Source organism: Streptomyces sp. NPDC054872 (assembly GCF_053610705.1).
Window position 1 is genome coordinate 24,686 of sequence record NZ_JBSGYY010000020.1, and the last position, 23,291, is coordinate 47,976.

General features: G+C 70.1%; 19 protein-coding genes. 10 read left to right on the top strand and 9 right to left on the bottom strand.

The annotated features are described in order from the left end of the window. Window positions 1-31: 31 nt before the first annotated feature. Window positions 32-1,894 carry an MFS transporter gene (locus ACWGIH_RS24115; RefSeq protein WP_453446289.1) on the bottom strand — a complete coding sequence of 621 codons (1,863 nt, stop codon included), beginning with the start codon at window positions 1,892-1,894 and terminating at the stop codon, window positions 32-34. A gap of 299 nt (window positions 1,895-2,193) precedes the next feature. Beyond that, window positions 2,194-5,088 carry a D-alanyl-D-alanine carboxypeptidase gene (locus ACWGIH_RS24120; RefSeq protein ID WP_453446288.1) on the bottom strand — a complete coding sequence of 965 codons (2,895 nt, stop codon included), beginning with the start codon at window positions 5,086-5,088 and terminating at the stop codon, window positions 2,194-2,196. A 199-nt stretch (window positions 5,089-5,287) separates the two neighbouring features. Here ACWGIH_RS24120 and ACWGIH_RS24125 point away from each other — a divergent pair, with 199 nt between their 5' ends. From ACWGIH_RS24125 to ACWGIH_RS24135, 3 genes are all read left to right on the top strand, one after another. Beyond that, a complete protein-coding gene (locus ACWGIH_RS24125; RefSeq protein ID WP_365821351.1) occupies window positions 5,288-6,061 on the top strand; it encodes a GOLPH3/VPS74 family protein in 774 nt (257 codons plus the stop codon). 338 nt (window positions 6,062-6,399) lie between these two features. Beyond that, window positions 6,400-7,257: a helix-turn-helix domain-containing protein gene (locus ACWGIH_RS24130; RefSeq protein WP_363211805.1), complete on the top strand. Its 858-nt coding sequence runs from the start codon at window positions 6,400-6,402 to the stop codon at window positions 7,255-7,257. Window positions 7,258-7,484: 227 nt separating this feature from the next. After that, the gene (locus ACWGIH_RS24135) at window positions 7,485-7,694 is read left to right on the top strand and encodes a DUF397 domain-containing protein (RefSeq protein ID WP_453446287.1); all 210 of its coding nucleotides are present in this window, start codon (window positions 7,485-7,487) and stop codon (window positions 7,692-7,694) included. Window positions 7,695-7,830: 136 nt separating this feature from the next. Here the strand turns inward: ACWGIH_RS24135 and ACWGIH_RS24140 are convergent, their stop codons facing one another. Continuing rightward, entirely contained in the window at window positions 7,831-8,670 is an 840-nt protein-coding gene (locus ACWGIH_RS24140) for a hypothetical protein (RefSeq protein WP_453446285.1), read from the bottom strand. Window positions 8,671-8,745: 75 nt separating this feature from the next. Between ACWGIH_RS24140 and ACWGIH_RS24145 the strand changes: the two genes are divergently transcribed. Then, window positions 8,746-9,534, top strand: a complete 789-nt coding sequence (locus ACWGIH_RS24145; RefSeq protein ID WP_453446284.1) for an SDR family oxidoreductase — start codon at window positions 8,746-8,748, stop codon at window positions 9,532-9,534. A gap of 291 nt (window positions 9,535-9,825) precedes the next feature. Beyond that, the gene (locus tag ACWGIH_RS24150) at window positions 9,826-11,406 is read left to right on the top strand and encodes a sodium:solute symporter family protein (protein WP_453446282.1); all 1,581 of its coding nucleotides are present in this window, start codon (window positions 9,826-9,828) and stop codon (window positions 11,404-11,406) included. A gap of 114 nt (window positions 11,407-11,520) precedes the next feature. On the opposite strand, the gene ACWGIH_RS24155 is transcribed toward ACWGIH_RS24150, so the two are convergent. From ACWGIH_RS24155 to ACWGIH_RS24165, 3 genes are all read right to left on the bottom strand, one after another. After that, a complete protein-coding gene (locus ACWGIH_RS24155) occupies window positions 11,521-12,639 on the bottom strand; it encodes an ADP-ribosylglycohydrolase family protein (protein WP_453446281.1) in 1,119 nt (372 codons plus the stop codon). A 624-nt stretch (window positions 12,640-13,263) separates the two neighbouring features. After that, window positions 13,264-13,689: a DUF4267 domain-containing protein gene (locus ACWGIH_RS24160; RefSeq protein ID WP_453446280.1), complete on the bottom strand. Its 426-nt coding sequence runs from the start codon at window positions 13,687-13,689 to the stop codon at window positions 13,264-13,266. Between the two features lie 71 nt (window positions 13,690-13,760). Next, a complete protein-coding gene (locus ACWGIH_RS24165) occupies window positions 13,761-14,207 on the bottom strand; it encodes an anthrone oxygenase family protein (protein WP_453446278.1) in 447 nt (148 codons plus the stop codon). A 90-nt stretch (window positions 14,208-14,297) separates the two neighbouring features. On the opposite strand from ACWGIH_RS24165, the gene ACWGIH_RS24170 reads away from it, so the two are divergent. Both ACWGIH_RS24170 and ACWGIH_RS24175 read left to right on the top strand, forming a co-directional pair. After that, the gene (locus tag ACWGIH_RS24170; RefSeq protein ID WP_453446277.1) at window positions 14,298-14,876 is read left to right on the top strand and encodes a TetR/AcrR family transcriptional regulator; all 579 of its coding nucleotides are present in this window, start codon (window positions 14,298-14,300) and stop codon (window positions 14,874-14,876) included. 154 nt (window positions 14,877-15,030) lie between these two features. Then, complete coding sequence (locus ACWGIH_RS24175) at window positions 15,031-16,431, top strand: FG-GAP-like repeat-containing protein (protein WP_453446276.1); 1,401 nt, start codon at window positions 15,031-15,033, stop codon at window positions 16,429-16,431. Window positions 16,432-16,502: 71 nt separating this feature from the next. Here the strand turns inward: ACWGIH_RS24175 and ACWGIH_RS24180 are convergent, their stop codons facing one another. The 3 genes from ACWGIH_RS24180 to ACWGIH_RS24190 form a co-directional block, all read right to left on the bottom strand. Continuing rightward, complete coding sequence (locus ACWGIH_RS24180; RefSeq protein WP_453446275.1) at window positions 16,503-19,136, bottom strand: bifunctional FO biosynthesis protein CofGH; 2,634 nt, start codon at window positions 19,134-19,136, stop codon at window positions 16,503-16,505. 43 nt (window positions 19,137-19,179) lie between these two features. After that, on the bottom strand, window positions 19,180-20,070 hold the full coding sequence (locus tag ACWGIH_RS24185) for an LLM class F420-dependent oxidoreductase (RefSeq protein ID WP_453446273.1): 891 nt from the start codon (window positions 20,068-20,070) through the stop codon (window positions 19,180-19,182). Window positions 20,071-20,143: 73 nt separating this feature from the next. Further along, window positions 20,144-20,683 carry a hypothetical protein gene (locus ACWGIH_RS24190; protein WP_453446272.1) on the bottom strand — a complete coding sequence of 180 codons (540 nt, stop codon included), beginning with the start codon at window positions 20,681-20,683 and terminating at the stop codon, window positions 20,144-20,146. 133 nt (window positions 20,684-20,816) lie between these two features. On the opposite strand from ACWGIH_RS24190, the gene ACWGIH_RS24195 reads away from it, so the two are divergent. The 3 genes from ACWGIH_RS24195 to ACWGIH_RS24205 all read left to right on the top strand — a co-directional run bounded on the left by ACWGIH_RS24195 (window position 20,817) and on the right by ACWGIH_RS24205 (window position 23,249). Continuing rightward, complete coding sequence (locus tag ACWGIH_RS24195) at window positions 20,817-21,233, top strand: ankyrin repeat domain-containing protein (protein WP_453446270.1); 417 nt, start codon at window positions 20,817-20,819, stop codon at window positions 21,231-21,233. Window positions 21,234-21,293: 60 nt separating this feature from the next. Then, on the top strand, window positions 21,294-21,617 hold the full coding sequence (locus ACWGIH_RS24200; RefSeq protein ID WP_453446268.1) for a hypothetical protein: 324 nt from the start codon (window positions 21,294-21,296) through the stop codon (window positions 21,615-21,617). A gap of 90 nt (window positions 21,618-21,707) precedes the next feature. After that, window positions 21,708-23,249, top strand: a complete 1,542-nt coding sequence (locus ACWGIH_RS24205; protein ID WP_453446267.1) for a CehA/McbA family metallohydrolase — start codon at window positions 21,708-21,710, stop codon at window positions 23,247-23,249. The last annotated feature ends 42 nt before the right edge of the window (window positions 23,250-23,291 follow it).

The following is a 23,291-nucleotide window of genomic DNA, read 5'->3' on the forward strand; positions in this document are numbered from 1 at the left end:
ACCGCGGGGCGCGCCACCTCCGGCCGGCCGCTCAGCGCACGCTCTCCTGCAGTTCCTCGGGGCAGGCGGTGCCGCGCGGCAGCTGGTAGGGCGCGCCCAGCCGGTAGACGCCGGGGCCGGGGGCGAGGAGTTCGGTCCACTTGTCGCCCTCGGCGTCCTCCTCGGCCTCCATCAGGCAGCCGTTGACGTTGTCGAACTGCTTGGGGCGGTCCTCGTCGGTCTCACGCAGCCGCTTGGACTCGTCGGTCTCCTTCGGCCGCTCGACGCCCTTGCCGTCGGCGTCGACGAGGCTGAGCCACGGCGAGTACGGGACGCGGATCAGGACGCGGCCCGCCTCCTTCACCTCGATCGTCATGCCGCCCGCCTCGGCGCTGTCGACGACCGCGGGCGGGTCGGCGAGCGGGGTCGGGTCGGTGACCTCGTACAGCTGCCAGTTGGAGTCCACCCACACCTGCTTCAGGTACGGCAGGCCCCTCTCGACCAGTGCGGCCTCGCGCTTGCCGCCGTCGCCGTCGGGCTCGCCCTTGGGCAGCACGACGTAATGCACGGACCAGCGCTGCAGCCACTCGTGATAGTTCGCGGAGTTCAGGGTGTCGTCGTAGAAGAGGGGGTTGCGCTCCATGTCCGCCTGACGGTTCCAGCCGCGGGCGAGGTTCACGTACGGCGAGAGCGCGGAGGCCTCGCGGTGGCTGCGCGCGGGCACGACCTCGACGCGGCCCTTCTCGGCGCCGACCTCCTGCAGTTCGTTGACGAGCGGCGCCAGCTCACGCGTCCAGGAGGCCTGGGGCGTCGTGTGCACTATGTCGTCGACCGCCTTGAAGCCGACCCAGCCGGTGAAGGCGACGAGGGCCAGGACGATCGTGTACCACTTGCGGGACTTCTTCACCGCGAACGGCAGCGCGGCAAGGAGCGCGACGCCCCCGAAGGACATCGCGAGGCGGGAGATGTTGGAGCCGATCTGCGAGCTGATCAGCCAGACACCGAGCACGAAGGCCGCGTACACGGCGGTCGTGATCCGCACCGTCTTCCACTGCTTCGGCACGAGGAAGAAGACCAGGCCGGAGCAGATCAGGGGCAGCGACGCGGACCCGAAGGACATCGGCTGCGTACCCGAGAACGGGAAGAGCCACGCGGACAGGCCCACGACGACGGCGGGCGCCACCCCGAGGGCGTACGCGCCGGGGTAGCGCTTGCTGAGGAACAGCGCGACGGCGATCAGGCCCACGAAGAGTCCGGCCACCGGGCTGCCCATCGTCGCGAGCGCGGCGAACGGCGCGGCGACCAGCGCCTTCGCCCACCGCTTGTAGCGCCAGCGGTAGGGCCAGCAGAAGACGGCCGCGACGGCCATCAGCGCGAACATCTGCCCGAGGCCGTACGTCACCCGGCCCGACACCGCGTTGCAGAACAGCGCGAAGACACCCGCCATCGCGGGCCACAGGGGCTGTCGCACCGCGCGGCTGCGGATCAGGATCATCGTGATGAGCGCGGCGGAGACCGTCCCGGCGATCATCATCGTGGTCCGGACGCCGAGCACCGACATCAGATACGGCGAGACGACGCTGTACGACACCGGGTGCATCCCGCCGTACCAGGCGAGGTTGTACGCGGAGTCGGGGTGCCGCCCGACGAACTCGGCCCACGCGTCCTGCGCGGCGAGGTCACCGCCGCTGTTGGCGAAGGTGAAGAACCACACGACGTGCAGGACGGCCGCGGTGACGGTCGTGACGGTCACCGGATGCCGCAGGATCCGCATCCACCGGGGAGCCCGTTCGGGTGTCACGGGGTGCGCTCCGCGCTGGGCGGGCAGCTGTATTCGCGCCCCGGTGCGGGTGCCGCCACCGGTGCCGGGCTCAGGATCGGCGTCGTCGGCTCGCGTCGGCTCCGCTGTGGCCACTTGCGGCACTCCCCGTGTCGTTCTGTCCGTCCGGGGGCCGCGCCAGGGGGTCCGTCCCGGAACACCCCGTCGCTCAGCACCGGCGTACTGCTCCCCGAACTTGTGACGCTAGCACGCACCGCGCGCGCGGAGCCTGGGGCGGGGGTTCCCCGCACGAGGGTCCGACCGGCTTCGGCCAAGGCGCGGGCACGGGCGGCGGCTTGCGCCTGTGCCCGTGCCCGCTCTCCCTTGTACGTCGCGCTGTCCTTGCCTCTGTACGTTCCGCTGTCCTGGCTTCTGTACGTTCCGCCGGCCTGGCCTCAGCCGACGCGCTGGAGCTTGGCTCCGAGGCCCGGCTCGGCGAGGTCCTTCTGGAGCGCGACGGGCACCTCGACGGCACCTTCCTTGCCGTCGCCGACGCTCAGCACGCCCACCGTCGTACCGGCCTTCGCCGAGTGCGGGATCGTGACGCCGGCCTTCTCGCCGAGCTTCAGCTTGACCGTGAGGCCCGACCAGCCCGCGGCGTCGACGTCCTTGGTGGCGACGACCGGGGTCGTGCCGCCGAGCCCGTCGTCGACCTGGCCCACGACGTCGCCCTTCTTCACGATCGTCTTGGCCTTGAGCGCGCCCTGACCCGCCTCGATGAGCTTGCGGGTGACGCCGGTGACCTGGTCGATGTTGGCCACGCCGTTCTCCCCGTACTGACCGAGGGCGGCACCGATGATCGTGCGGGTCTCGCCGCCGACCTTCTTCTCCGCGGCGAAGAGGATGTTGCCGCCCGCCGCGGTGGTGGTGCCGGTCTTGATGCCGATGGCGACCGTCGGGACGAGCCCGAAGAAGTTGTTCTGCTTGTCGCCGTTGAGGTCCTTGTAACTGGGCTGGCGGGAGATCTCGTTGAAGACCGGGTCCTCCATCGCGGCCCGGCCCAGCTTCACGAGGTCCTCGGCGGTGGAGACGGTCGTCTTGTCGAGGCCGCTCGGGTCCGTGTAATGCGTGTTCTTCATGCCGAGTTCCTTGGCGGTCTTGTTCATCTTCGCGACGAACTCGTCCTCGGAATCGCTCTTGGTGTCCCAGCGGGCGAGCAGCTTGGCGATGTTGTTCGCGGACGGCAGCATGACCGCCTGCAGCGCCTCGTACTGCTTGATCTTCTGGCCCTCGGAGACCTTGACGACCGACTCGTTGCCCGCTTTGCCGGTCGTGTAGTGCTTCTCTGCCGCGGCGTCGACCGGGATGTCCGGGCCGTTGTTGCCCGGCTTCAGCGGGTGGTCGCGCAGGACGAGGTAGACCGTCATGACCTTGGCGATGCTCGCGATCGGCACGGGCTTCTGGTCGCCGGACGTACCGAACGTCCCGATGCCGTTCACGTCCATCGCCGCCTGGCCCTTGCTGGGCCACGGCATGGACGGCTTGCCGCCCTCGAAGGTGACGGTCTCCTTCGCCGTCAGCGTGAGGGTGGGGGTCGGCAGCGGGCGCACGGCCTGTACGACCGCAAAGACGACCACCATGAGCAGCACCAGCGGCGTCCAGATCTTGACCCTCCGCACGGCGGTGCGGACCGGGGTCTCCGGGGGCGGCGGAGTGTTGGTCAGCTCGGCGAGAAGGTCGAGCGGCGGCCGCGGGGGCAGCGGCTGCTGAGTGGTGCGCTCGGGCCCTACGTTGCCCCTTGCGGGCGCGGAAGCCTGCTCAGGCGTTGGCGCCTTCTCGGGCGTGGGCGCCTTGGCCGGGGCCTTCGGGGCGCTGGGTGCCGCGTCGTCGAGAGGCTTGAGCGCGACGAACTTGCTGGTGCGCTCGGCGTCCCCCTCGGGCTTTGCGACAGGCTTTGCTCCGGGCTTCGCTTCCGGCTTCTTGGCCGCGGGCTTGTGGTCGCCCAGCTTGAGCATGGTGGTCGGCTGGTCGACGGCCTTCGGGGGCAACGCCTTGAAAACGGCGGTGGCCTGATCGACACCGCGGGTGGGGGCGTCGGCGGGGGGCTTTTCGTCGGTGTTGGTGTCGGTGGGGTCGGCGTCACTGGCGTCGGCGTCGGGCGAGGGCTTGGCGTCCGCCTTGGAGTCGGTGGGCTTGGCGTCCGCCTTGGAGCCGGTGGCCACCGCGGGTGCGGCGGCAGCTTCGGCGTCGGCGTCGGCGTCGCGGGAGTCACCCTCGTCGTCGGAGGAGTCGTCATCGCCCGCAGCCGCGTCGGCCTGTCCGGGCTCATCCGCCGTCGCAGGTTCGGCTGAGTCAGCGTCGTCGTCGGCCGCATCGGCGTCACCCGAACCGCCTGCAGCGCTCACGGAACCAGCCACGCCGGCAGGCTCGGAGGTGCTGGTGGCGGCGTCGGCGTCACGGGAGTCGCCCGCGTCGCCCGTCGCGTCTGCGGGCTCGTCGGCCGCCTCGGGCTCGACGGGCGCGGCAGAGGCGGTGGCGTCACCGGAGTCGTCGGCGCCATCCGCGTCACCTGCGGGGCCATTCGCCTCCGTGGCCTCATCGGCCGCCTCAGTCTCCGCAGAGGCGGAGGCGTCACCGGAACCATCGGCACCCGCGTCACCCGCAGAAGCGTCCGCCCCCGCAGGCTCGTCAGCCGCCTCGGGCTCGGCAGATCCAGCGGCCTCGTCGGCCGCGTCGCCGTCCGAGCCGCCCGCGCCGTTCGAGCCGCCCGCGTCGCCCGCGTCGCCCGCGTCGCCCGCAGCGTCATCGGAACTCGCCGCGTCCGAAGCCTTCGCCTCGGCGGCAGCCGGAGCCTTGCTCTTCCCGGCAGGCTCGGCGGCAGCCGGAGCCCCGCTCTCCCCGGGGGTCACATCCGTGGCCGGTGAAGTGTCCTTCTCGGCGTCCGAGGTCGCCCCCTCGCCGCCCGCGGCGCCCTCAGCGCCCTTCTCCGAGGCCCCGGGGGTCTCCTCGTCCGCCGTGGCCACCCATGCCGCCACAGCGGCCCGCAGCCGCGCGTCGCCCGCCTCGGCACCCTTGGCCGGCTCCTTGGAAGCGTCCGAGGACCCCGCACGCTCCTCAGGGCCGGAGGCCGCCGCCTCCGTCACCGCCTTCGTCGAGAAGACCGCCGTCGCCCGGTCCTCCCGCTCCTCGCGCGCCGCGGGGACCTCCCGGGCCACCGCGAGACGCGGGTCGCGTTCCTCCGGCGCCGGTGCCGGCACGGACGGTTCTGCCCCAGTCGGGTTCCCCGACGACTTCCGCTGCTTCGACCTGTCGGGGGTCTCGCCCGCCACCGATGCCTCCTCGTACGCCATGCCGCTCGCGTTGCCGTTGCGCCAAAACCACGGCCGGACCCGCTGTCCGAACCATGTACCAGTGTCCTGTGTGAGGGCTTAACCCCCGTGGTAGACGAGAACGACATACCTACTGGTTCCCGTACTTACCGGTCACGCACTCTCGACAGACCAATGTGAGAGGGGTCACCCTGTCATTCATCCACGCGGGGAGGCATGGATGGGCAGGAGCCGCAGAACAATTCCGGAGGAGCTTCTGCTGCTCGCTTTGGACCCGGCCACGGGTACCACAGCGCAGCCGCAGTCGCTCGACCTCGGTCTGGCCGGAGCACAGCTAGTGGAGCTGGCGCTGGCCGGACGGATAGCCCCAGACGGGGATCGTATCGCCGTGGTGATGCCACGGCCGACCGGAGATCCGACTCTGGACTCCGCACTGGAACTGCTGCGCAGGCGCGGCAGCCCGGTTCGGGCAGTCCACTGGATTGGCGGGCCCCGACTGGGGCTGCGCCAGATCTACCTCGCGCACCTGGAGCGGTGCGGCATGGTGCATGCCGTATCGGGCCAGATGTGCGGAGTACTGCCGACGACTCGCTACCAAGCGACGGACACGGCAATCAGCCGGGACATCAGGTCCCGACTGGACAGCGCGATCCGCACCGGCGTACCCCCGGACCCGCGGACCGCGGCGCTCGCCGCGCTCGCTCACGCAGTGGGACTCGGCAAGCACCTCTACCCCGGCAACGAAGGGCGTTCATCGCGCTCCCGTCTCCGGGACCTGATCAGGCACGACCCGATGGGCGGCCTCGTGGCGCACGCCGTGATGGACGTCCAGAACGGTGTGGCCGCTCAGCCACGCCGCAGCCCGGCCCCAGCGGGACCGGGTGGACCGGGTGGACCAGGCGGTGGCCGACAGCCGGCCAGGACCGTGCCGGAACCCGGCGGGGTTCCGATGCAGCCGCGCCGCGGATCCATGGCACGTGCCGTGGCCCACTGAGCCCGGTCAGAGATGTAGGAAAGCAAGGACTCACCCGCAGTACCGGCAACAGCAACGCCGCACCGCAGTCCCCCAGACCCGGTTCGGGAGCCGCTGGGCCGCGCGGGGCAGTGGCATCGGAATCGTCCGGACGACGACACCGGTACCTCCGCCCCGCGCGGCCGCACAGCACCGCACGGCCGGGCCGCACCCTCACACCAGTCCTCATGTCCGTCTTCACGTCGCACGGCAGTTCGCTCTTCACATCGGCTGTTTCCCAGCGGTGTGCGACGCGTTGGTGGCACTCTGCTGAACAGCAGATACGCAAAGTAGAGGCATGTAGTCGGAGGTGCACGTCCGTGGCGTCCAATGTCAATCCCACCGTCAGGCGACGCCGGTTGGGCCAGGAGCTCCGCAGGCTCCGCGAGCTCAAGGGCATGACGGCCGAGGAGGTCGCCGAGCGCCTGCTGGTCTCGCAGTCGAAGATCAGCCGCCTCGAGAACGGCCGCCGTTCGATCAGTCAGCGCGATGTACGCGATCTCTGCGGGGTCTACGAGGTCGAGGACCACCGCATCGTCGACTCGCTCATGCAAATGGCCAAGGACTCGCGCCAGCAGGGCTGGTGGCACTCCTTCGGCGACATCCCGTACAGCGTCTACATCGGCCTTGAGACGGACGCCGCGTCCCTGCGCGTGTACGACCCGCAGGTCGTCCCCGGCCTGCTCCAGACCCGTGCGTACGCGGAGGCACTCATCACCGGCGCGCTGCCGGAGACCACGCCGACGGACATCGAGAAGCGGGTCCAGGTCCGCGTCCGCCGCCAGGAGCGCATCAACGCCCCGGAGAACCCGCTGCGTCTGTGGACCGTCCTCGACGAGTCCGCGCTGCGCCGCGTGGTCGGCTCCCGGCACCTGATGCGCGACCAGCTGGAACACCTCGTGGAACAGTCCCAACTGCCGCACGTGACGGTCCAGGTGATTCCCTTCGAGATGGGCGCGCATCCCGGCCTCAATGGCCAGTACGCGATTCTCGAGTTCCCGGACGCGGCGGACTCCAGCGTCGTCTACATCGAGGGCGTCACGAGCGACCTCTATCTGGAGAAGGCCAACGACGTGCAGCAATACAGCGTGATGTACGAGCATCTGCGGGCACAGGCGCTGAATGTGGATCAATCGCGCCAACTCATCGCAGACATCGCGAAAGAGTACGCACGCTGAGGCAAACGTCGCATATGCGACTGCCTCGCGAGGGAAAGCGCCGCACGGTACACCTAGCGCTCGGCGAGGCGGAAGACCCCACTGGAATATGCCATCCGGTCGAGTGAACGCTCCCTTCACTCAGCGATGTTGGCGAGTAGCGTCATTCACGCCATCAAGCAACATCTGTTGGCGCAGCCGCTCTCAGCGGTGACCGCAACTCAACAACTGGGCAAACCGGAGTAACCATGGCAATTCATCAGGGCGCTACGAATACGTGGGTCAAGTCTTCGTATTCCACGGGAAACGGCGCATGTGTCGAGGTCAAGTCCCCTCTTGCGACCGCGATTTCGGTACGGGACTCAAAGGTCACCGAGGGCCCCGTCCTCGCCTTTCCCTCCGACTCATGGCGCGCATTCGTCTCCGAGGTCGGCCGGGAGTCCTCACACCTCGGCTGATACGAACCCGCTCGCGCATCAGCCCCACGAGATCAGCGAGAGATCAACAACTGCATAAGCAGTACCGATTGAGCCCTCTCGACTGGCCCGCCGTCCCGGCCGAGGGGGCTCGGCCTTTCTCGGGCGAACTGATCGACTATCGCAGTTGATCGACGTACGTATCCGTTCCCGGCACCGTGGGAATGAACGGAGCCAGCAGCTCCACCCTCCCCATCCCCGATTCCGCTACCGCGTCCGCCCGCCCGGCGAAATGCTCCTGCCAGCACTCCCGCGGATCGGTTTGCAGGAACCACAGCAGCGTCAGGCGTGTGTCGACCCCCTCCACCTGCTTCACGTACGTCATCCGGTCCCCCGGCAGCGGAGTCGGCCGGAAGATGGTCACCATCGCGGCCGGCGACTTGGCGAGGGCACGCGGCAGCTGTCTGGACCGCAGCCACTCCAGCAACTCCGCCCGCTGCGCGCCCGAATCGCTGTCGATGACTTCGAGCACCAGGCCCTGATAGGGGTGGTCGAGCGCGTGGAAGTCACGGGGTCCGGCCGCTCCGTCGCGGTAGACGGTGGCCTCGTGGTCCTGGAAGGCCGTGAACACGTGCGTGCGGTCCTGATAGACGCGGCCGTCGCGGTTCAGACGCTTGTTGATGCCGACGGTCCACTTCATGTGCTCGTCGTAGCGGCCCTCGGTGACCCAGTACGTGGAGAGGTAGCAGCCGGCGGTCACGGGCTCGGCGACGGCTGACTTCTCCGGCTTGCGCAGGAGCTGGAGTTCGCGGGGAGCGACCCAGCGGCGGCCCGCGTACATCCAGGGCATCGCCATCGCGCCTGCGTAGTAGTGGTCGTCCTCGTACCAGCGGTTGTACGCGTACTCGTGGCCCGGGTGCGGCTCGACCATGGTGATCAGGGCGTGGCCCGGGTGCACGCCGTACGGGCCGACGGCGGCCAGCTCGCCGTAGACCTCACTGCGGGTGTCCTCGCTCATGAGTCTTCCTTCCTCCGGTGGTCGCCCATACTCTGACGCCCCGTCAGCAAAACTGCCAGAGCCGGGAGGCGCCCCATGCGCTCGCTCCTCGAAGGAAAGACCGTCGTCGTGTCGGGGGTCGGCGCGGGCCTCGGCCACCAGGTGGCGGCCGCCGTCGTACGGGACGGGGGCCGGGCGGTGCTCGGGGCGCGCACGGAGGCGAACCTCGCCAAGTCGGCCGGTGAGATCGACCCCGAGGGCACGCACACGGCGTACCGCCCGACCGACATCACCGACGAGGCCCAGTGCGAGGCGCTCGCGGGCCTGGCGCGCGAGCGCTTCGGCGGGATCGACGCGGTGGTCCATGTGGCCGCCTGGGACAGCTACTTCGGTGGGGTGCAGGACGCGGACTTCGCCACCTGGCAGCAGGTCATCGACGTCAATCTGCTCGGTACGCTGCGGATGACACGGGCCTGCCTGCCCGCGCTGAAGGAGCGGGGCGGCTCGGTGGTGTTCATCGGCACACAGTCGGCGGTCGCGTCGCCCTCGCAGGTGCGGCAGGCGGCGTACGCGGCGTCGAAGGGAGCGCTGACGTCGGCGATGTACTCCCTCGCGCACGAGGTGGGCCCCGACCGGATCCGGGTGAACACCGTGCTGCCCGGCTGGATGTGGGGCCCGCCGGTCGAGGCGTACGTCCAGTTCACCGCGCACACCGAGGGGGTGCCGGAGGCGGAGGTACGGGACCGTCTCGCGGCGCGGATGGCCCTGCCGGAACTGGCGACGGACGGGGACGTGGCGGACGCGGCGGTGTTCCTGGCGTCGGACATGGCGCGGTCGATCACGGGGCAGTCGCTGCTTGTGAACGCGGGGGAACTGATGCGGTAGGCGTCGCGCCGCGGAACAGGTGACGGCTGTACGGGACTTGGGTCCCGTACAGCCGTTTTTGTGCGCTTGCACGGCCTCGCGGGGCGGGCTTCTCGGGGTCAAGCATGTGAACGCAGGTCAGCAAACAGAACGATTTTACTCGCTCTTGACCTTACTGCCGGTTGTCGGCAGCGCACACCCGAACCCACGATGAGCGGGCACTTCAAGGCCGCCCAGGTCCGTATGTCACGAAACTGGCGAAGTGCACGGCATTTCAGCGCAGTTCACAAGGCGGACCCCTGGAGGGGGCACATGAACAGTCTCGACTGGGCCGTGCTCATCGGCTACTTCGGCATCATGGTCGCGATCGGCGTCTGGTCCCACAAACGCGTGGACAACGTGAGCGACTTCTTCACCGCGGGCGGCAAGATGCCCTGGTGGCTGTCCGGCATCTCGCACCACATGTCCGGCTACAGCGCCGTGATGTTCACCGGGTACGCGGGCATCGCGTACACCTACGGCGTCACGTCCTTCATCACCTGGTCGTTCCCGATCGCGCTCGGCATCGCCATCGGTTCCAAGCTCTTCGCGCCCCGCATCAACCGGCTCCGCGGGCGCCTGCACGTGGCCTCGCCGCTCGAATATCTCAAGAACCGCTACAACCTGAAGACCCAGCAGGCCCTCGCCTGGTCCGGGATGCTCCTGAAGATCGTGGACGTGGCCGCCAAGTGGGCCGCCATCGCCACCCTGCTCTCCGTCTTCACCGGCATCTCGATCAACCAGGGCATCCTGATCACCGGCGTGATCACCGCCATCTACTGCACGATCGGCGGCCTGTGGGCGGACGCGCTCACCGAGCTCGGCCAGTTCATCATCCAGCTCCTCGCCGGCGTCGCGATGTTCGTGGCCGTGGTGTCGAAGCTGGGCCCGCACGGCGGGTTCTTCGGGGTCTGGGACGAGCCCGAACTCGCGGGCCACGGCAAGCCGTTGGTCGGCCCGTACGGAACGATCTTCCTGCTCGCGTTCCTCTTCATCAAGCTCTTCGAGTACAACGGCGGCATGCTCAACCAGGCCCAGCGCTACATGGCCACGTCGAGTCCCCGTGAGGCCACGCGCTCGGCCCGGCTCTCGGCGGTGCTGTGGCTGGTGTGGCCGGTCATCCTGTTCTTCCCCATGTGGATGTCCCCGCTCCTGGTGGACGCGAAGAAGCCCGACGGCTCCGACTCGTACGCCCTGATGACCGAACAGCTGCTGCCACACGGTCTGTTGGGCCTGGTCATCGTCGGCTTCTTCTCCCACACCATGGCCATGTGCTCCTCGGACGCCAACGCGATCGCCGCGGTCTTCACCCGGGACGTGGCGCCGGTGATCTCCCGGCAGGCCAGGCTCTGGAACGAACGCTCGGGCCTGCTCGCCGCGCGGCTGACGACCGTCGTCTTCCTGGGTCTGTCCATGGCGGTGGCCACGCAGGTCAACTCGCCCGCGTTCAAGGACATCATCACGGTCGTCATCAAGTGGGTGGCGGGTCTGATGGGTCCGATCGCGATCCCGATGATGCTGGGTCTGCTGCGCACGTTCCGCAAGTCGGGTCCGACCGCGGCGCTCACCAGCTGGTCGATGGGTCTGCTCGCCTTCTGGCTGGTCAACTACCCGATCAACTGGAGCGTCGAGGGCGGGGTGCCCCTGGAGTACCAGGTCTCGATCCCGCTGGCGGTCTCGCTGATCCTCTACATCGTCGTCGGCATCGTGAAGCCGGAGGACACCCCGGAGCGGGACGCGATCATCGAGAAGATCAACACGGACGGGGACGACGACTCCGCCGGTGCGGCGGCTGTTCCGCCTCCCGCCGGGGAGGCCGACGGAGTGGTCGCGCCGCAGGGCCGCTTGCCGTAGTCACTGGCTTCGCCGAGTTCGTCCTCAAACGCCGGACGGGCTGGAAGATCTCCCCGGGCAGGGATGTCTTCCGGCCCGTCCTGTCTTTGACCCGTCCTGTCTTTGAGAAGCCCCTCACGCTCGCGGGTAACGCGCCAGCCACCCCGGCGACGAAACGGCGGGCCCGTGCAGCGCGGGCCCCTGCGTCATCTCCATCGCGAAGTCGTCCGCCAGCTCCAGGATCGTGGCCCGCCCCTCCAGCTCGGTGAGCCAGGCGGGCGGCAACGCGGTCTCGCCGTGCAGCGCGCCGAGCAGCGCCCCGCACAGGGCACCCGCGGCGGATGAAGCTCCCCCGTGATTGACGGCGAGCCGCAGCCCATGGCGGATGTCCTCTCCTACGAGGGCGCAGTACACGGCGGCGGACAGCGCACCCTCGGCGCCGCCGTCCCCCATCAGCTCCTCCACCCGGGAGGGCGTGGGCATCCCTTGCCGCACAGCTCCCAGGGCGTGCTTGAGCGCATCGGTCACCGGCTGGTGACCGGGCCGGGCGGCAAGCAGCGCGAGGGCCCGCTGGATGGCACCGTCCAAAGACTCACCCCGGGCGAGACCGTGGACGAGGATGGTGTGCGCGCCGGCGGCGAGGTAGGCGGTGGGGTGCCCGTGCGTCTGTACGGCGCATTCCACGGCGAGCTGGAGCACGAGCTGCGGCTCCCAACCGACCAGGAGCCCGAAGGGGGCGGACCGGGTGACGGCCTCGGCGCCCTGCTCGCCCGGGTTCTTGGGGGCTTCGAGCGTCCCCATGTTCTCGTCCCCGAACCCGATCAGGCAGGCGCGGGCGGGCGAGCGGCGCGAGTAGAGCCACTCCTCGCGCGCCAGCCAGCCGTCTTCCTTACGCCGCTCGTCAGGACCCCAGTCACTCTGGGTGGCCGCCCACCGCCGATAAGCCCGGTGCAGATCGGTGGGCGGGTGCCAGGCGCCGGTGTCGCGGCGCACCTGGGCACGTATGAGTCCGTCCACGGTGAAGAGGGTGAGCTGGGTGGCGGCGGTGACGGCGCCGCGTCTGCCGTGCGCGGGGGCAGGTTCGGTGAGGCCCTCGGCGCCGTGCGCCTCGCGTATCTCGTCGAGGCTCAGCGCGTCGACGGGCGCGCCCAGCGCGTCCCCGACGGCGGCTCCGAGGAGAGTGCCGCGCACCCGGCTGCGGAAGTCCTGCTGCTCGGCGCGGCCCCAGACTCCGGTGGCTGCTGCGGTGCTCACGGCACCTCCTCTCCCTGCTCTCCCGCGCACCCTCCGCGCACGTTCTGCGCAGCACTGTAATCGAACGGGAACGGTCGGTTCAGAGACGAAGAGATATCTGAAGAGTCGCCCTTCAGATCACTTTTGACCGGACTTCACAGGGGCTTTTCATGGAGCTACGAAACTCCGCGAAAGGTCAGTCCCGGATGTCCCGGGTCAGTACGGCATCGGTGTCGTACTCGGCGGCCAGGGCGACGTTCATCCGTGACAGGCCCACCGAGATCGAACGTCTCCTCATCGGTGACGAACGGCTCGTCCCAGACGCGGGTCGCCAAAGCGATGAGGTGAATGCCCAATCCTGCCTCTGCCTCGGCCGTCTCACGGATCGCACGAACGAACACGGCCCAGGAGTGCACGAAGGCACGCGAGGAGAACTCCGGCCTCGGCGGCTCGTTCCGGCTGCTCAAGCTCAAGGACGGGAGCACGCTGGGGCACAACGAGGTCCAGCTCATCAGCCGTGTGATTTCCGACCCGCCGACTCCAAGAACGCCCAGGGCCCCCAACTCGCCTTCGCGAACAGCACCTGGGCGGACTTCCTCACCTACGCGACCGCATCCGCGCACCTCGCCTGAAGCCGCCCCGGCGTCAGGCGGGCTGTGGGGCAGGCGTTGCCGCGACAGCCGCGGCCTTGCGGGTCTCGTGCAGTATCAGCAGGCCGTTGATCACCATGAGTGTCGCGGTCAGGCCGTGGACGCCGAGCGCGGTGGCCACGGAGCCGTGGTGGGCCAGCACGGTGGTCATGTCGCCGTACGCGGCGAAGGCCTCCACCAGCAGCGCCCAGCCCAGGGCCCGGCGGTGGCCCGTCACCAGCAGGACGCCCAGGACCAGGGCCAGGACGACGTCGCGGATTCCCTTGATGATCAGGAAGCCGCCGCCGTCGCCGGACGGCCAGCTCGGCAGGCCGAAGCCCGGCGCCGTCGTCTCCGGGCTCAGGATGAACTCCGTCCCGAACCAGAGGATGAAGAGGATGAAGGCGGCGGCCAGGACGGTGTTGATCTTCTTCAGCGGCATTGTCTTCTCCTTGCGAGTCTTCGTCGGCTTGGTGAGCTTCGAGTTCGAGGTGGGCGGACGAACCCGCCGGCTCAGACGAGGGCGGTGACCAGCAGGGCGAAGGCGGCGATGATGACGGCGACGCGTACGTAGTGGAATCGCTCCCAGCGGTTCATCTGCTCCTTCCAGTCCGCGGGCCGGTTCTCGGGCGTCCACGTCTTGTTCCGGTTGTTGATCGGGACGAGCAGCAGGATCGACATGATCACGCTGACGATCAGCAGCGCTCCCGCGGTGACGACGAGGCCGGTGCCGTGGTGGTCCCATCCGGCGATGGCCCAGACCGCGACGAGGACGAGCGAGGTGATGTACCAGACCGGCATCACGGCTCCGAGCATCCTTCCCCCGTGGGCGCGGCCGAGTTGGCCGCTGTCCTCGGGGAGCGCGTCGAGGATCCGGTTGATGACGAAGGCGACGGAGAACTCCACCCCCACCATCACGCCGACGGAGACGGTGGTGATGACCTCAAGTGCGTCGAGCATGACGATCTCCCTAGGATCTAGCGTTGCTAGGTGATGAGGCAACGCTAGTACTACTGCCGCTCGATTGTCTAGCAGTGCTAGCATTCAGTTATGTCGGTACAGGAACGCAAGCAGCGCGAACGGGCGGAACGCGAGCGCCTCATCGTGGCGACCGCCCGCGAACTCGCCGAGCAGCAGGGCTGGGACGCGGTCACCACCCGCCGGCTCGCCGAGCGCATCGAATACAGCCAGCCCGTCCTCTACAGCCACTTCCGCGGCAAACGCGAGATCATCGGCGCCGTCGCCCTCGAAGGCGCCGCGGAGATGGCCGTGGCGATGCGGGCCGCGACCTCCCGCGCGGACAGCCCCCGCGAGCGCGTCGCCGCCCTCGCCCGCGCCTACCTCGACTTCGCCGCCCGCAACCCGGCGGTCTACGACGCCTTGTTCCAGCTCGACGGCGGCCTCGCCTTCGCGCACGAGGACACCCCGGAACCTCTCAAGGACGCCTTCGCCGCGCTCCTTGAGAGCCTGGGCGAGGTCGCCGGGGACGGCGTCGACCCGGGGCTTTTCACCGAGACGTTCTGGGCGTCCCTGCACGGCCTGGCGACCCTGACCCGATCGGGACGGCTGCCGTCGGAGTACATCGAGCCGAGGGTGGAGCTGCTGGTGGACCGGCTCGCCATGGCCTGAACTGCATTGTGTGGGACAGGAGTTGAGTGAGGGAAACGCCGGGTTCTGTAACGGAAATGTCCGGGCGTCGTAACGATGAACCTGTGGTGTACAACCACTTGCCTCAGGCGCCCGTCTCCTCTGGTGTCACAGAAGTTTCCCCACAGGAGGACCAGTGCGTCGCTCACTCATAGCCGCCGTCGCGGTGACCGCGCTCGCGACCCCGTTCGCCGTCGTGGCCACCGCCGGCTCCGCTGCCGCCGCGCCCGCCGCCGCCGCGAGCAAGCCGGTCACCGACTTCAACCATGACGGATACGCCGACCTCGCCGTCTCCGCGTACCGCGGCGCCGTGAACGGCAAGGCCGGCGCCGGCTACGTATCCATCGTGTACGGCTCGCCGTCCGGCGCCGACACCGCGCACGCCAAGCAGATCAACCGCACCACCGCAGGCGTACCCGGCGACCCCGAGGAGGACGGCGGCTTCGGCGCCAGCACCGAGGCAGCCGACCTCGACGGCGACGGATACACCGACCTCACCGTGAACAACGGCAGCACCGACGCCGTGATCTGGGGCTCCGCGAACGGCCTGACCCAGGGCAGCGCGCTGCCGGGCGAGAACGTGCAGCTCAAGGCCGGCGACTTCAACGGCGACGGCAAGACCGACCTCGTCGCCAACTCCTTGTTCACCATGGAGGTGCGCTACGGCCCCTTCACCCGCGACGGGAAGCCCGCCTCCACCTCGTCCGTCGAGAACGGCGACGACGGCCCCCAGGACCTCATGGTGGGCGACGTGACCGGCGACGGCGCCGACGACCTCGTCACCGGCCACGCCATGGAGGAGATGCAGCACTCCTCGCGCCTGTGGAAGGGCAGCAAGGACGGCCTCTCCAAGACGTCGACGCCGACGAAGAAGTTCACGACGAACGGCGTCATCGCCGACGTGGACAAGGACGGGTACGGCGACCTGGTGGCCCGCGAGGTCGACGAGGTCTCCGAGATGCAGGTCTACGACGCGGGCGCGGTCCGGGTCGTCTACGGCTCCGCGGCCGGCTTCTCCAGCCGCACCGCGAAGATCACCCAGGAGACCGCGGGCGTCCCCGGTGTGGGCGAGCAGGGCGACCCCGACCTGAACGACCGGGGAGACCAGTTCGGTTACTCGATCTCCGCCGGTGACGTCACCGGCGACGGCTACCCGGACATCGCGGTCGGCCTGCCCGGCGAAGACGTCGACTCCGCCGGGGACACCGGCGCCGTCGTCCTCCTCAAGGGCGGCGCGAACGGCCTGACCGGCACCGGCGCCCAGGCCTTCAACCAGTCCACGGCCGCCGTCCCCGGCGTCTCGGAGTCGGGCGACAACTTCGGCACCGAGGTCAAGCTCGCCGACGTGAACAAGGACGGCCGTGCCGACCTGACCGTGGGCACCCCGCTGGAGGACGGCACGACCAAGGACTCGGGCGCCGCCTGGCTGTTCCGCGGCGCCGCGTCGGGCCTCACCACGACCGGCATCACGTCGTTCAGCCCGTCCTCGCTCGGCACCCCGGAGGCGGGCGCCCGCTTCGGCGGCGAGCTCTCCTGACCTCGCCCCCGAGGGGCTGACCCCACCCTCGCCGGACTGACCTTTCCCCCGAGTCAGTCGAGTCGGTCGAGTCAGTCCAGAACGGGAAGCAACTCCGGGAGGTGGCCGTCCGAAGCGGCGGCCGCCTCCTGGCGCTCCAGCGGCACCTCTCCGTACAGCGTCGTGCGCGGCTTCGCCGGACGCCCCGCCTCCTCCGCGATCGCGACGAGATCCTTCACGGAGCGGTACGAGCCGTAACTGGAGCCCGCCATCCGGGAGATGGTCTCCTCCATCAGCGTGCCGCCCAGGTCGTTGGCGCCCGAGCGCAGCATCTCCGCCGCGCCCTCCGTGCCCAGCTTCACCCAGCTGGTCTGGATGTTCGGGATGTACGGGTGGAGCAGCAGCCGCGCCATCGCCACCACCGCGCGGTTGTCGCGGGTGGTCGGGCCCGGCCGCGCGATGCCCGCCAGGTACACCGGCGCGTTCGTGTGGATGAAGGGCAGCGTCACGAACTCCGTGAAGCCCTCCACCCCCTTGGCCAGTGCGTCCCGCTGCATCCCGGCCAGCGTGCGGAAGTGCCCGAGCCAGTGCCTCGGCTGGTCCACGTGCCCGTACATCATCGTGGACGAGGAGCGGATGCCCAGCTCGTGGGCCGTGCTCACGACCTCGATCCACGTCGCCGTCGGCAGCTTGCCCTTGGTCAGGACCCAGCGCACCTCGTCGTCGAGGATCTCCGCGGCCGTACCGGGGATCGAGTCCAGGCCCGCGTCCTTCGCGGCGCTCAGCCAGTCCCGTATCGAAAGGCCGGTCCTGGTCGCGCCGTTCACGACCTCCATCGGCGAGAACGCGTGCACGTGCATGCCCGGCACGCGCTCCTTCACGGCCCGCGCGATGTCGAAGTACGCGCTGCCCGGCAGGTCAGGGTGGATGCCGCCCTGCATGCACACCTCGGTGGCGCCGACCTCCCACGCCTGCGCGGCACGGTCGGCGACCTGGTCCAGGGAGAGCGTGTAGGCGTCCGCGTCCGTGCGGCGCTGGGCGAAGGCGCAGAAGCGGCAGCCGGTGTAGCAGACGTTCGTGAAGTTGATGTTCCGCGTGACGATGTACGTGACGTCGTCGCCGACCACGGACTTGCGCAGGTCGTCCGCGATACCGCAGAGCGCGTCGAGCGCGGGCCCGTCCGCGTGCAGGAGCGCGAGCGCCTGCTCGTCCGTGAGGCGCGTCGGGTCGTCGGCGGCCGTCTTCAGGGCCGCCCGTACGTCGCCGTCGATGCGCGAGGGGACCATGCCGGGCGCGGCCTGCTCGCGCAGGGCCTCCCAGTCGCCGTACACCTCGTCGAAGTCGTCGCGGCGGTCGGACGTGCGGCCCGTCGTGTCGATCGTGCGGTGCAGGTCCGTGCGCCCCGACGAGGCCACGTAGCCCTCGTCGGGCTCCTGCCAGGGCAGGCCGCTCGGACGGGCGTCGGGGTTCGCGAGGCCCGTGTCCGGGTCGACGAGCGCGCGCACGTGCGGCAGGAGGCGCGGGTCGAGCCAGGGTTCGCCGCGCTCGATGAACTCGGGGTAGATCGTGAGGCGTTCACGCAGCTCGAAGCCCGCGTCCGCGGTCTTCTCGGCCAGCTCGTCGATGTGCGGCCAGGGCCGCTCCGGGTTCACATGGTCGGGCGTGAGGGGCGAGACGCCGCCCCAGTCGTCGATGCCCGCGCCGATCAGGAGGGCGTACTCGGCGTCCACGAGATTCGGCGGCGCCTGGATGCGGGCGCTCGGGCCGAGGATGTGCCGGGACACCGCGATGCACGCGGCGAGCTCCTCCAGCTCGGCGTCCGGCATGCCGCGCATCGCCGTGTCGGGCTTGGCGCGGAAGTTCTGGACGATGACTTCCTGGATGCCGTGGTACGAGCGCTGCGTCGCGCGCAGGCGGAACAGGGCGTCCGCCCGCTCCTCGTACGACTCGCCGATCCCGATGAGGACACCGGTGGTGAAGGGGACGTTCGAGCGCCCCGCGTCCTCCAGGACCCGCAGCCGGACCGCGGGCTCCTTGTCGGGCGAGCCGTGGTGCGGGCCGCCCGGCTCGCTCCACAGGCGGGTCGCGGTCGTCTCCAGCATCATGCCCATGGACGGCGCGACGGGCTTGAGCCGCTGGAGGTCGGTCCAGGTCATGACGCCCGGGTTGAGGTGCGGGAGCAGGCCCGTCTCCTCCAGGACGCGGATCGCCATCGCGCGGACGTAGGCGAGGGTGTCGTCGTACCCCTCGGCCTCCAGCCACTCGCGGGCCTCGGGCCAGCGGTCCTCGGGCCGGTCGCCGAGCGTGAACAGGGCTTCCTTGCAGCCCGTTTCGGCGCCGCGCCGTGCGATGTCGATGACCTCGTCCGGCGAGAGGAACATGCCGTGGCCCTCGCGCCGCAGCTTGCCGGGGACGGTCACAAAGGTGCAGTAGTGGCATTTGTCGCGGCACAGCCGCGTCAGCGGGATGAAGACCTTCTTCGAGTACGTGATGACACCGGGCCGCCCGGCCGCCGCGAGGCCCGCGTCACGCACCCGCGCGGCGGACGCGGCGAGGTCCTTCAGGTCGTCGCCGCGCGCCTGGAGCAGCACGGCGGCCTCGGCGGTGTCGAGCGCGACGCCGTCCCTGGCGCGTTTGAGCGCGCGACGCATGGCGTTCGCGGTGGGCCGTGCCGGCGCTGGGGTCGGCCCCTGGGGTGCTTTGTCCTGCGGCGCGCTGTTGGTCATGCGTCCGAGCATACGAGCGACCGCGCGGAGAAACAGCTACAGGTCAGTGCGGGTTGTCGGGGGCCGGTGCGAGGTGCACGTATCGCTGGAATCCGTCGAGCGTGCGCAGCACCTCCGCCTCCCCGCGTGCGGGGAGCTGCACGATGACCTCGTCCACGCCGAGCTCCGCGTAGTGGGTGAGCTTGCCCTCGGTCGGCTCGACGGCGGAGAGCGCCACATACAGGTCGGCGGGGTCCCGGCCCGCGTCGGCCCAGGCGGTGCGGAGGTCCGGGAGCGCGTCGCGAAGACCGCCGCCGCCGATGGGCAGCCAGCCGTCGGCGTACTCCGCGACGTGCGCGAACAGCTTGGGTCCGGCGGCTCCGCCGATGAGGGTGCGGGGCCCGTACAGGGGGCTTCCCATGCGTGGGCGGGAGCGGGCCGCGCGCACCGGCTTCGGGTGCGCCTCGCTGGCGCGCACACTCCCGAACTCCCCCTCGTACAGAGTCGGTTCATTCGCCCACAGGGCCCGCATGACCGCCATCCGGTCCCGCACGAGGGCGCGCCGCGTGCGCCACTCGACGCCGTGGTCGGCGGCCTCCTCCCTGTTCCAGCCGTATCCGACGCCAAGGGTGAACCGGCCGCCGGAGAGATGGTCGAGGGTCGCGATCTGCTTGGCGAGGTCGATCGGGTCGTGCTGTCCGACGAGCGTGATGTTCGTGCCGAGGCCGAGTCGATCGGTGACGGCGGCGGCCTGGGAGAGGGCGACGAACGGGTTCAGCATCCGGGCGCACTCGGGCGGCAGTTCACCGCCGGGGTACGGGGTCTCGCGGGAGACCGGGATGTGGGAATGCTCGGGGAGGTACAGCGCCGCGAAGCCTCGCTGCTCCAGTTCGCGGGCCAGGCGTACGGGGGTGATGGTCTCGTCGGTGAGGTAGAGCGTGGCGGCAACTCGCACGGGAGGGCCTCCTGTTGTCACTCGATGCGGCGTACGGGCTGTTGCCTGTCGATGCGACGTACGCGCGCGGGGCTCACTTACTAGCCGTAAGGGGCGCAGGAGTCCATGCCGTGCCCGCACCCCGCGTCCGCCTCCTGTAGTACGCGAGCGTCACCGCGAGGAGCAGCGGAGCCCACAGGAGCAGCGGCACGTAGCAGACCATCAGGAGCGTCTGCTTGGCCGCGCTGTCCGTGACGCCGGAGCCCAGGTCCGCGTACGCGGCGTACACGAACCAGCCCGTGATCAGGAACAGTCCGGCGGCCCCGAGCAGCGCCGGGATCACCGCGGCGAGCGGTCGCACCCGGCGTCCGCCGAGCAGCGGTATCCAGCCCGGCACGACCTCGCCCCACCCCCGCACCAGGCCGAGCGTCAGGAGGGCGAGGCACTCGGAGACGACGCTGAGCCCCAGGACGTAGAGCATCTCGCCCCAGCCCTCCACCGGCATGTCGGCCACCGGGAGCCCGGCGACCAGGGCGACGCGCCACAGCCCCGAGGGCAGGGTGGCCAGCGGGACGGCGTGGGCGGCGATCACGGCCCACCGGGGGACGTCGGGGAGAGCGCTCATCTTCAGCATGGGCGTCATGCTGGCCGTCGGTGCGGTCCCGTCACATCGGCGTACGGGCCGATCACGGGCGCCGGGCCTCCGCCGCACGGGGGAGCGGAAATTCCGACCACCCCGCGCGGCTCCCGAACTACCCTGGCGCCCGATGAGCAGAAGACGACGCAAGAAACAGACACAACAGCTGGTCATGGCGGCGGAAATGGGCCGCACCGCACAGGTCAAGGCCCTGCTGCGGGCGGGAGCCGACCCCAGGAAGCCCGACCCCGACGGGACGACACCGCTGTACGGCGCCTCCGTCCACGGCACGGCCTCCACCGTCCGGGTGCTCCTGGAGGCGGGCGCCGACCCCGACGCGGAGAGCGGCCACGGCGACCAGGGGACGCCCTTGTGCGGGGCCGCGTGCTGGGGTCACACCGACGCGGTGCGCGAACTGCTCGCCCATGGCGCCGACCCCAACCTCCGCGAGGACCACGGCTCGGGCAACACCCCGCTGTACTGGGCGACGCACGGGCCGCACCAGGAGACGGCCGCCGTGCTTCGGGCAGCGGGCGCCCGAGCCTAGGCGCGGGGCTCCCGGTGGCCTAGGATCCGCCGCAATCGACGGAAATCGGGGGCTTCCCTCATGCGACTTCGTTTCGCGACCGTTCTGCTGCTGCTCGGGGCACTGCTGGGGGGTACGGCTTCCGCGGGGGCCTACGCGGCCGCTCCGCGGTCCGTGGCCGCTCCGGCGACGCACACGACCGGAGCCACGGCCGACTCGGCATCCGTGTTCAGCGGCACCGTCACCAAGGCGGCCGACGAGGCGCAGGCCAAGCCCAAGAAGAAGAAAAAGAAGAAGTCCAAGGGCGGGATCGGCCTGCTCTTCGGGATCATCGCCGTCATCGTGATCATCATCATCGTCATGATCGCCGTCCGCCGCGTGCGCAAAGCCCGACACCGTCCGTAAGTCTGTCAATTGCCTTCCCTTGCCGGGAAGTTCACGGCTCAATACCAGGGTTGCCCTGCAGTCCCTTCCGACACCCTGGGGAGCCGACACATGTGCGAGGACGAACACCACCGGGCCAGACCTGCCGACACGTCCCTGAACCGGCGCGGTCTGCTCGTGACGGGAGCCGCCGCCGCGCTTACGTTGAACAGCGTGAGCTTCGCGAGCGCCGCAGGGCGTGCATCCGGAAGTGGCGACGAGACCAAGGTGGTGCGCGGCACGCTGCCCACCGGGTCACCCGACTTCGTGTATCTGCCGGTCGAAGTCCCCGACGGCGTAGGGGAGATCCACGTCGCGTACACCTACGAGAAGGTCACGGTCCCCGCGGGCACGCAGGGCAACGCACTCGACATCGGCATCTTCGACCAGCGCGGCACCGCACTCGGCGGCAAGGGTTTCCGCGGCTGGTCGGGCGGCGCGCGCACCGAGTTCTTCATCCGCGCCGACGAGGCGACGCCCGGCTACATCCCGGGCCCGGTCAGGGCGGGCACCTGGAACATCGCGCTCGGCCCCTACACGGTCGCACCGCAGGGCCTGCCCTACGAGGTCACGATCACGCTCAAGTTCGGGGCGCCCGGCAAGACGCCCAAACCCACCTACCCCCCGGAGCGGGCGAAGGGGCGGGGGCGCGCCTGGTACCGCGGCGACTGCCACCTGCACTCCTGGCACTCGGACGGCAGGCGCACCCCGGCCGAGATCGCGGCGCTCGCGCGCGCCGCGGGCCTCGACTTCATCAACTCCTCCGAGCACAACACCCACTCCGCACACGCCCATTGGGCCGACCACGCGGGCGACGACCTCCTGGTGATGCTGGGCGAGGAGGTCACCACGCGCAACGGCCACGTGGTCGCCCTCGGCACGGACCCCGGCACGTTCGTCGACTGGCGCTACCGCGCCCGCGACAACCGCTTCGGCAAGTACGCCCGCGAGGTCCGCGACGCGGGCGGCCTCGTCGTCCCCGCGCATCCGCACGCCACCTGCATCGGCTGCAACTGGAAGTTCGGCTTCGGGGAGGCGGACGCGGTGGAGGTGTGGAACGGCGCGTACACCCCGGACGACGAGATCTCCCTCGCCGACTGGGACAGCACGCTGGTCGCCGCCGTCCGCGGCCGCAAGCCCTGGATCCCCGCCATGGGCAACAGCGACGCCCACCGCGACCCCGACCCCATCGGCACCCCGCAGACGGTGGTCCTCGCGGACGACCTGTCCCGCGAGGCCATCCAGGCGGGCATCCGCGCGGGCCACAGCTACGTGGCCGAGTCGAAGAACGTCTCGCTCAAGTTCACCGCCACGGGCGGCCGGGGCAAGCAGGCGGGCATCGGCGACCGCCTCTACGTCGAGCACGACGCCCCCGTCACGGTCCGCCTGGAGGTCACGGGAGCACCCGGCTGCACGATCCGCTTCGTCACGGACCAGGGGACGCTCTTCACGGGCCCCGCCCTCCCCGCGTCCGGAACCGGCACGGCGGAGTGGCGGACGACGCCCTCGTACGCGGCATACGTACGGGCCGAGGTCCGCCACCCTCCGGTGACACCGGGCCTCCCGGGCCCCCTGACGGCCTTCACGAACCCGATCTTCCTGGGCCGAAGCTGAGGACCGTCCGACAAGGACCGTTGACCACCCGGCCCTGCCCCC

What these genes read in the sequence shown, in the direction of transcription:
- ACWGIH_RS24120 (WP_453446288.1), bottom strand. Translation starts at nt 5,088, where the DNA reads ATGGCGTACGAGGAGGCATCGGTGGCGGGCGAGACCCCCGACAGGTCG.
- ACWGIH_RS24125 (WP_365821351.1), top strand. Translation starts at nt 5,288, where the DNA reads ATGGGCAGGAGCCGCAGAACAATTCCGGAGGAGCTTCTGCTGCTCGCT.
- ACWGIH_RS24135 (WP_453446287.1), top strand. Translation starts at nt 7,485, where the DNA reads ATGGCAATTCATCAGGGCGCTACGAATACGTGGGTCAAGTCTTCGTAT.
- ACWGIH_RS24140 (WP_453446285.1), bottom strand. Translation starts at nt 8,670, where the DNA reads ATGAGCGAGGACACCCGCAGTGAGGTCTACGGCGAGCTGGCCGCCGTC.
- ACWGIH_RS24145 (WP_453446284.1), top strand. Translation starts at nt 8,746, where the DNA reads ATGCGCTCGCTCCTCGAAGGAAAGACCGTCGTCGTGTCGGGGGTCGGC.
- ACWGIH_RS24150 (WP_453446282.1), top strand. Translation starts at nt 9,826, where the DNA reads ATGAACAGTCTCGACTGGGCCGTGCTCATCGGCTACTTCGGCATCATG.
- ACWGIH_RS24160 (WP_453446280.1), bottom strand. Translation starts at nt 13,689, where the DNA reads ATGCCGCTGAAGAAGATCAACACCGTCCTGGCCGCCGCCTTCATCCTC.
- ACWGIH_RS24165 (WP_453446278.1), bottom strand. Translation starts at nt 14,207, where the DNA reads ATGCTCGACGCACTTGAGGTCATCACCACCGTCTCCGTCGGCGTGATG.
- ACWGIH_RS24170 (WP_453446277.1), top strand. Translation starts at nt 14,298, where the DNA reads ATGTCGGTACAGGAACGCAAGCAGCGCGAACGGGCGGAACGCGAGCGC.
- ACWGIH_RS24180 (WP_453446275.1), bottom strand. Translation starts at nt 19,136, where the DNA reads ATGACCAACAGCGCGCCGCAGGACAAAGCACCCCAGGGGCCGACCCCA.
- ACWGIH_RS24190 (WP_453446272.1), bottom strand. Translation starts at nt 20,683, where the DNA reads ATGCTGAAGATGAGCGCTCTCCCCGACGTCCCCCGGTGGGCCGTGATC.
- ACWGIH_RS24195 (WP_453446270.1), top strand. Translation starts at nt 20,817, where the DNA reads ATGAGCAGAAGACGACGCAAGAAACAGACACAACAGCTGGTCATGGCG.
- ACWGIH_RS24200 (WP_453446268.1), top strand. Translation starts at nt 21,294, where the DNA reads ATGCGACTTCGTTTCGCGACCGTTCTGCTGCTGCTCGGGGCACTGCTG.
- ACWGIH_RS24205 (WP_453446267.1), top strand. Translation starts at nt 21,708, where the DNA reads ATGTGCGAGGACGAACACCACCGGGCCAGACCTGCCGACACGTCCCTG.